This is a genomic window from Lascolabacillus sp. (genome assembly GCF_028696275.1).
Taxonomy (GTDB): Bacteria; Bacteroidota; Bacteroidia; order Bacteroidales; family Dysgonomonadaceae; genus Proteiniphilum; species Proteiniphilum massiliensis.
Window position 1 is genome coordinate 4,053 of the sequence record NZ_JAQVHI010000047.1, and the last position, 8,873, is coordinate 12,925.

At 35.0% G+C, this 8,873-nt stretch carries 6 protein-coding genes; 2 read left to right on the plus strand and 4 right to left on the minus strand.

Going from position 1 to position 8,873, the window contains the following annotated elements; translation table 11 throughout:
- Window positions 1-31 precede the first annotated feature (31 nt).
- The 4 genes from tsaD to ettA all read right to left on the minus strand — a co-directional run bounded on the left by tsaD (window position 32) and on the right by ettA (window position 6,879).
- Entirely contained in the window at window positions 32-1,048 is a 1,017-nt protein-coding gene (gene tsaD / locus PHO43_RS09135; protein ID WP_502867185.1) for a tRNA (adenosine(37)-N6)-threonylcarbamoyltransferase complex transferase subunit TsaD, read from the minus strand.
- 235 nt (window positions 1,049-1,283) lie between these two features.
- A complete protein-coding gene (locus PHO43_RS09140) occupies window positions 1,284-3,404 on the minus strand; it encodes an FUSC family membrane protein (RefSeq protein WP_288012018.1) in 2,121 nt (706 codons plus the stop codon).
- A gap of 153 nt (window positions 3,405-3,557) precedes the next feature.
- Complete coding sequence (locus PHO43_RS09145; RefSeq protein ID WP_045089444.1) at window positions 3,558-5,171, minus strand: DUF5686 family C-terminal domain-containing protein; 1,614 nt, start codon at window positions 5,169-5,171, stop codon at window positions 3,558-3,560.
- 28 nt (window positions 5,172-5,199) lie between these two features.
- Window positions 5,200-6,879 (minus strand): energy-dependent translational throttle protein EttA, encoded by a 1,680-nt coding sequence (gene ettA, locus PHO43_RS09150; protein WP_053826440.1) that lies wholly within the window; start codon window positions 6,877-6,879, stop codon window positions 5,200-5,202.
- 405 nt (window positions 6,880-7,284) lie between these two features.
- On the opposite strand from ettA, the gene PHO43_RS09155 reads away from it, so the two are divergent.
- Window positions 7,285-7,755: a GNAT family N-acetyltransferase gene (locus tag PHO43_RS09155; RefSeq protein ID WP_288010037.1), complete on the plus strand. Its 471-nt coding sequence runs from the start codon at window positions 7,285-7,287 to the stop codon at window positions 7,753-7,755.
- 117 nt (window positions 7,756-7,872) lie between these two features.
- The coding region (gene gap / locus PHO43_RS09160; RefSeq protein WP_045089442.1) for a type I glyceraldehyde-3-phosphate dehydrogenase at window positions 7,873-8,873 on the plus strand (1,001 nt) is incomplete at its 3' end.

Here is an 8,873-nt window from a genome sequence, read left to right on the forward strand (position 1 = left end):
TTGAGTATACATCCATAGTATTTACACCTAATCATATAAGAACTCTTGCATACGGTGCTACATCATGGTTTACAAATTCATTATCCAGATATTTGTAATATCCTGATATAGCCACCATAGCAGCATTGTCAGTAGTATATGCAAATTTAGGAATATGAATCCTCCAACCATACTTAAAACTATATTCTTCGAAAGCAGAGCGTAGGCTGGAATTGGCCGATACACCGCCGGCAACTGCAACCTCTTTAATTCCTAAATCTTCTGAAGCTTTAAGAAGCTTATCCATCAGAATATCAACAATTGTTTTCTGTAGTGATGCACACAGGTCGTTTTTATTCTTCTCAATAAAGTCACTATCCTGCTTAAGTTCATCTCTTAAAAAATATAAAAAAGAGGTCTTTAGTCCACTAAAACTATAATCATAGCCTTCTAATCGGGGTTTACTAAATATATATTTATCAGAGTTACCCATTTTGGCTAGTCTGTCAACTACAGGTCCTCCGGGATAACCCAATCCCATAACCTTAGCACACTTATCAAATGCTTCTCCGGCAGCATCGTCAATAGTTTTTCCAATAATTTCCATATTATCATAATTCTTCACTAAGATTATTTGTGAATTACCGCCAGATACTAAAAGACATAAAAAAGGAAATGCAGGTTGGTTTAAATCATCTTTATCCTCTTTGATGAAATGAGCTAAAACATGGGCCTGCAGATGATTAACCTCTATCATTGGTATATTTAGAGCAGAAGAGAAACCTTTTGCAAAGGATGTACCAACCAGTAGAGATCCAAGTAAACCAGGTCCCCTCGTAAAAGCAACTGCAGAAATTTCTTCTTTTAAAACCCCAGCTTGCTTTAAAGCATCATGCACAACAGGAATTATATTTTGTTGATGAGCTCGAGAAGCAAGTTCAGGAACAACTCCTCCATAACGTTCATGTACAGCCTGACCGGCAATTACGTTAGATAGTATGACTCCATCACGAATTACTGCAGCTGATGTATCATCACATGAAGATTCTATACCTAATATTGTAATCATTATTTTACAAACGTTTATATTCCTATTTTCAGTCTTATTAGTGGCCTTTTATAATATTCTTTATTATTTTATACAGACTTTTTATAATATCAACATCTTTTCTGTTTATCAAACTTATCGTAAAAGAGTGAAAATAATATTGTACAAAGATAATATAAAAAAGAATTCTTTTTAAATAGAGTGGACTTCACAGTTAAATCTAATAGTATTAACAATCTCTTCTGTAGAAACTACATTAAACTATCTCTTTCGATTCTATAAGCAATTGTCGAGTAACATGTGCAATATTATAAATTAGTGCAGCTCTTTTATTTTCATGTTTCATCTGCATTTTTTCAAGTTCCTCATCCCAATAAGCTGTTGAAGTTATTAAACCATTAAGCTGCGAAATATCTGCATCACCTTTCATAAGATCGACAACAAACTGAAGGATATAACTCACAGATTCGCAGAAGGTTTGCTCCTCAACCGTTAATTTTTCAGTATATTTATGAACTCCAAAAGCTGAAATATACGAGAGTAAAGCATGATTTAGATTTGTAAGATTAAATGCACTTTCCTGAAACACACGTGTCTTACGTGGTTCAAGCCGCATACCTTTCCAGGCAGCTGTTAGTGAATTGTCTGCATTATAAGCTGTGCGCCTGTTGTGAAGATAATCCTCCTCAGAAACGGACCCTTTATATATACTCTCGAAGTAGCGCTTATTTTTATAAACAGCGTTATACATTAGCTTAGGCAACTGTTTATACTGCCAGTCTGGCCATACAAACCTAACCACAAGATAGGCTATTATTCCTCCTATTAGTGTATCTGTAATCCTTGGCAACATAACTATAAGACCCTGACTGTCATTTAGATTAAATGATGCCAGCACATATATTGTAATAAATGCAGCTGCAACTACATAATTCTTTTTTAACCAATAGAAGAATAGATAAATTGATGTTATAAGTAGTAAAATCTGACCTGAAATCGTAGGCAGCAACTGAGATAAAGTAGCTCCCATTATTACTCCAATCAGGGTGCCAAAGACACGTTTAAAAAGTCGCATCCTGGTTGCACTATAAGTTTGCTGAAAAACTATCAGTGATGTAAGCAAAATCCACGCACCCTTATCGATATGTAACAATTGAATTATTAGGTAACCCAATAACCAACTAATTGTTAGCCGCAAAGCTGATTTAAAACGTGGATGCTCTGGATTAATTAGAGCTGATAAGTTATTTCTCTCAGGTTTTCGACTATTAAAAACAGTTACATCAATCTGAGCAATTATGGTCGCCTCCTCTCTCAGGTTTCTCTCCAGTCCTGATAAATTGCGATATAGTAGAGAAAGTGTAAGGTAATGCGGCTCACCCTTCTCCTCTTCCAGCATCTTTTGTACTGCATTTAGTGTCCATTGCAGAGAAAGAGGATGTTTATAATCCTGTCCGGTTAAAAGTGAATCAGCATAAATATGCATCGCTCTTGCAATTTCTCTCATCAATTGCCCATATCCTTCAATAAGCTCTATATTTTTAACCTCACGACTAAGTAAATCATATTGTTCATGACTAGAAATTGCTCTTTCCTGCATCTCTTGCAGCAGAAACCATTTTTTATAGTATTCATTGACCACAGAGCGGCAATCTTCTCCACTCTCCTGAGAATAACTATAAAGATTATTCTTACAACTCTCGATTTGCTGAGCTAAATCAATGTTTTTTTGTGCAAGCTGATTTCTAATAGGTGTCTGTGATTGCGGATCGCTTGGGAACAAGCTCGCTTTTAAGTCGATATATTCTCCAAGATAATGAAACCCTCTTGCAAGCTGTTCTTTAAGTAAACGATAAGGCTTTTGGTACAAAAGAAGTATCGAAACAACTGAATAAGCGAATGCACCAATTGTATAAAGTATGGGTTGATAGATCCAAATTTCAGTAGTATCAGCCCCTAACATCGTGTAAACAAAAATAAGAAGAGTCCCAAAGGTAACTCCTTGCATTCTGGAATTTAAGCCTCCTGCAATAGTCAATGAAAAAGCTGCGCACAGGATTATCAAGCTGAAATATACAGGAGTCTCAAAAAACAATTCAACAAAACTACTTGTTATAAAAAACAATATTAGTGAAATAGATGCTGATTTTAATCTTCCCCTGGGATGAACATCTGTTTCACCAAGTGCCATAGCAACAACTCCTAAAGCTAGAGTAGTTGCAATAAAAGAATCCTGAAAAATGAGTATAGAAGGAACTAACAGAGCAGCAATTGAAATGCTAACTTTCAGAGCCCACAGATGATTCGGACTTTTCCAGAAAATATTAATCCAAACTTCAATGATACTATTCTTTATTTCTTTTATGAGGCTCATCATAAAAAGTTGTCGATATTCGATTAAATTGTAATAGTCGTTATAATGTAAGTAATATTTAAGAAATATGAATTATTCACATTAAACTTAGACATTTGAATTGTTAATATTTATAGTATGTCAAAATTATTATCAATTCAGCTATTGAACAATGAATTATAATGTTACGTCGAATCTGATTTTACCTAGCAAGGCCTCAGGATGGTCTCTGTATGTAAATCTGTGAACATATTCTATACGTACTAATCCAAGAATATTTGTAACACCGATTGCTCCCTCAATATAAGGCACAGAGCCATACTCGAATGATCTCTCAGGAAAATCATATAAAGCACCACTAGTAGGCCTATTTCTATCATTAAGTTTACCATATGATGCACGAACTGTCATTAATTCTTTCATACTAAACTTATCTAATATTGGTACCTTTGATAATAACAGGTCATCTCCCACAAAAGTAAACCTCATTGTATATTGCTCATCAGCAACAAATTCCAGAGCTCGATTCAAAAAGAACGCATTATTCTCAATATGATGCCTTATTCTTTGGTTTGGATAAACCAAAAGAGGAAAAGGTACGCTATTCCACACTTTCATTACTTCACCCACAGCATCAACTCTACCTGCAGAACCCATTTGAAAACGTTTTTGTATTGAGAGCTCAGAGCGATGATAATTATGAGTTTTGTTAAATTGCTCATATGTTCCTACCGAGTGAGAAAGAAAGAAAACAGGACTCTCCATCTCTATTGGCCTCCTTCTCCTTTTCTGCTGTTCGTATGCTTCTCTTGCTGAATATCTGAAATGGACTCCTGCCTCTAAAGTATTAAGTTGATTATCTATACTTCTTAGTTCACCATTAGGTGAAGTTATATCACTTGTTAACTGCTCGAATCTTAAATTTCCTTGAGGAACTAGTCTTGATTTTCTAATATTGAATGTATGCGATATTCCATTTTTATATTCTCTCTCATAATAAATCTCACCAAAATTGCGATAAGTAGCCTCATTCTCAGATCTTCTAAATGTAATTAAAAGCATGTTATTAGGTGAGAGAGGATGCATTTCACCGGGAGAATATATATCATTTTCATATACCAGAGATACTTTATTCTTTGGGAACTCATTTTCGTGATAGGCTTTCTTATCAAAAGAATATGATAATTCACCTCTGTATTTCCATTTATGATCCTTTAACCCGTATGCAATATAACTATTTATAAAAATGTTAGGGCTTAGTCTTCCATTAGATGCAATACCCATCCTCAGACGTAATCCTTCTATAGGGTTATATGTAGGCAATGTTTGTATACGTCCAAAATCAAACTTATATGACTCTGGATTACCAAGTGGAATCCAGTCATCCTTCACAAAATTTGCCAAACTGTTAATAGTATTAGCTATTTTATTTGACCTATCATTTAAACTATCTTGAAGATTCTTAGATAATAACTCAAAATTGTCTGGTTCCAGAAAAACTAAAAAATCAGAATTCAATTGATTAACAAGTTCAATATACTGAAGTTTATATTTTTGTCTGGCAATAACAAGTGTACTCTCTTTTAATGAAATGGGAGCCTCGAAAGAGAACTCCCCTACATTATCAGAAATTGTACCATTTGGTGTATTATGAATATAAATAGCTGCGTATGGTACTGGTGTCTTATATTTAGCATCCAACACCTTGCCTTTTATCATAATATTCTGACCATAAACCGAATAGCTCAAAACACAAGTCAAAACATACACTAATATTCTTATTTTTGGCATACTGATTCTATTTCAGTTTTTTAATTCATTACAATTTTCTGTATCTTACCCTCTTAGGCTCTGAATTACCTAATCTCATTTTCTTGTTTTCCTCATACTCACTGTAAGTTCCTTCGAAGAAGAATACTTCTGAGTTACCTTCGAATGCAAGTATATGAGTACATATTCTATCAAGAAACCATCTGTCGTGAGAAATTACAACTGCACAACCTGCAAAATTCTCGAGTCCTTCTTCCAATGCACGCAAAGTATTCACATCAATATCATTTGTAGGTTCGTCAAGCAACAAAACGTTAGCACCAGCTTTAAGTGTAAGTGCCAGATGCAGCCTATTTCTTTCACCTCCTGAAAGAACACCACAAAGTTTTTCCTGATCTGCTCCGGAGAAGTTAAAACGAGCCAAATATGCTCTTGAATTTATATCTCTTCCTCCTACTCTCACGAAATCAGATCCACCAGATACTACTTGATAAACAGTCTTATTTGGATCAATAGCCTCATGAGCTTGATCTACGTAGGCAGTAACAACAGTCTCTCCCACCTCGAATTTACCTGCATCAGGCTTTTCCATACCCTGAATTAAGCGGAAAAGTGTAGTTTTACCTGCACCGTTAGGACCGATAACTCCTACAATACCGTTAGGAGGTAACATAAAGTTAAGATTATCAAATAATAGCTTATCACCAAATGCTTTAGATACACCATGAGCTTCTATAACTTTATTACCCAATCGCGGTCCGTTCGGAATAAAAATCTCTAGCTTTTCTTCACGTTCCTTCTGATCTTGATTAAGCATCTGTTCATAAGAATTAATACGTGCTTTACCCTTCGCATGACGTGCTTTTGGAGCCAGATTAATCCACTCAAGTTCTCGCTCTAATGTTTTCCTTCGTTTACTGGCCTGTTTTTCCTCCTGCTCCATTCTTTTTGTTTTCTGTTCAAGCCATGAGGTGTAATTACCTTTCCAGGGAATACCTTCACCTCTATCTAATTCCAGGATCCACCCAGCCACATGATCGAGAAAATAGCGGTCGTGTGTTATACAGATAACTGTACCTCTATACTGTTGTAAGTGCTGTTCGAGCCAGTCGATTGACTCAGCATCCAAATGGTTTGTAGGCTCATCGAGTAGCAATACATCAGGTTCCTGAAGTAATAGGCGACAAAGAGCTACACGGCGACGTTCTCCACCGGAAAGTTCACTTATAGACTGATCTTCGGGTGGACAACGTAAAGCATCCATTGCACGCTCCAGTCGGTTGTCAATATTCCATGCATCACAAGCATCAAGTTTATCTTGTAGTTCAGCCTGGCGAGCAAACAGCCCATTCATCTTTTCTTCATCCTCGTAATATTCCGGTAAACCAAACTTCAGATTTATATCCTCATACTCTGTAAGTAAATCCATAACTGGTTTCACTCCTTCGCGAACTACATCTATTACTGTTTTGTCAGGATCAAGTTTAGGATCTTGCTCAAGATAGCCTACAGTAAAGCTTTTATCAGAAACTACATCACCCTGATATTCCTTTTCAATACCAGCTATAATCTTTAAAAGTGTTGATTTACCTGATCCATTTAAACCAATTATACCAATTTTGGCACCATAGTAAAACGAAAGGTAAATATCCTTAAGTACTTGCTTGTGTGGCGGAAATGTTTTACTCACCCCCACCATCGAAAAAATAATCTTTTTATCGTCAGCCATATATGAATTTAAATATTTGTTCTAGTGAAATTTGATTGTATAAAATTGGAGTACAAAGATAATTAAATTTAGTGATTCGTCAGGAAGTTAATACATTTACATAAGCTATACATAAACAAGAAAGACTATAATTTCAAGAACACTAAGTGAAATATTCTGTCTATAACAATCAAATATTTAATCCCATAATAATATTAAGTTTCTCAACCTAGATTAAGATAAAACTCAGTGCACTTTACACTTTATAAATTTGAAAAGACAAATGTTAGTTTCTAAATGAGACTTATGTTTAAGTTTAAGAATCGAAAAAGTGGTAGTAATAGCTATATGATTTTCAACAAAAATGAATACTATTTGTTTATATTTTGCATATATCAATATTTTAATTTAATAAATTCAAAAAAAATGGAATTCAGACGAATTGTAAACCTGGATATGAGAGAAATGGATGAAGTAGCTCTTGAAAAATCCTGGGAATGGCTTAATGACCCTGAAATAAAGAGACTTACAATAACACCCGATTTCTCTAAGGATGAACAAAAAAAATGGTTTGAAAGTATTAAGAATCGAAAAGACTACTGGATTACTGTAGGTTGGCATAATGGAGAGCCAATAGTTATAGGCGGTCTTAAAAATATTGGGGAGAAAGACGCAGAGATATTTGGTTATATAGGTAATAAAGAATATTGGGGAAAAGGAGTTGCTGTAGATGTTATGAATATGATTCACGAATATGCAAGATCTTTAGGACTTGAATCCATATACTCCAAGATGTTAAAAGAGAACCGAAACTCTATAAGGTTACATAATCGATTTGGTTATAAATATGAAAAAGATATTGAAGGAGAAAGTATAATGATGAGGTTAGCACTATAATTTTCAGATTTTTGATATAAAATATTTTATTCAAAAGAAAAGAAATTGTATTTTTGTAACTCGATTAGATTTTAGGGTTTAAAATAGAACACTTTTAACAAATAAATTCAATAAAGTATGATTAAAGTAGGTATTAACGGATTCGGTCGCATCGGACGCTTAGTTTTCCGTGCTTCTCAAGAAAGAAATGATATCCAGGTAGTGGGTATAAACGATTTACTAGATGTGGATTACATTGCATATATGTTAAAGTATGACACAATTCATGGTAAATTTAACGGAACTATCGATGTTAAAGACGGTAAACTTATTGTAAACGGTAACGAAATCCGTGTAACTTCAGAAAGAAACCCAGCCGATCTTAAGTGGGATGCTATTGGTGCTGAGTATGTTGTTGAATCTACAGGTCTTTTCCTATCAAAAGATAAAGCTCAGGCTCATATCGATGCAGGAGCAAAATATGTTGTAATGTCAGGTCCTTCAAAAGACGACACTCGTATGTTTGTAGTTGGTGTAAACCACAAAACTTACACTAAAGGTGAACAGTTTGTATCTAACGCATCATGTACTACTAACTGTCTTGCTCCAATCGCAAAAGTTTTACACGATAAATTCGGTATTGTTGAAGCATTAATGACAACAGTACACTCAACAACTGCAACTCAGAAAACAGTTGATGGTCCTTCAGCAAAAGACTGGAGAGGTGGTCGCGCTGCTTCTGGCAACATTATTCCTTCTTCTACAGGTGCTGCAAAAGCTGTAGGTAAAGTTATACCAGAACTAAATGGCAAACTTACAGGTATGTCACTTCGCGTTCCTACTCTTAACGTTTCTGTTGTAGACCTTACAGCTCGTCTTGAAAAAGAGACTACTTATGAAGAAATTTGCGCTGCAATGAAAGAAGCTTCAGAAGGGGAATTGAAAGGTGTTCTTGGTTATACTAGTGATGCAGTTGTTTCAAGCGACTTCATTGGTAATCCTCACACTTCAATCTTTGATGAAAAAGGTGGTATTCAGTTGAGTCCTAACTTCGTTAAGGTACTTTCATGGTATGATAACGAATGGGCTTTCTCAGTAAAACTGCTTGATCTTATCGCGCATATGAATTCTGTTAACGC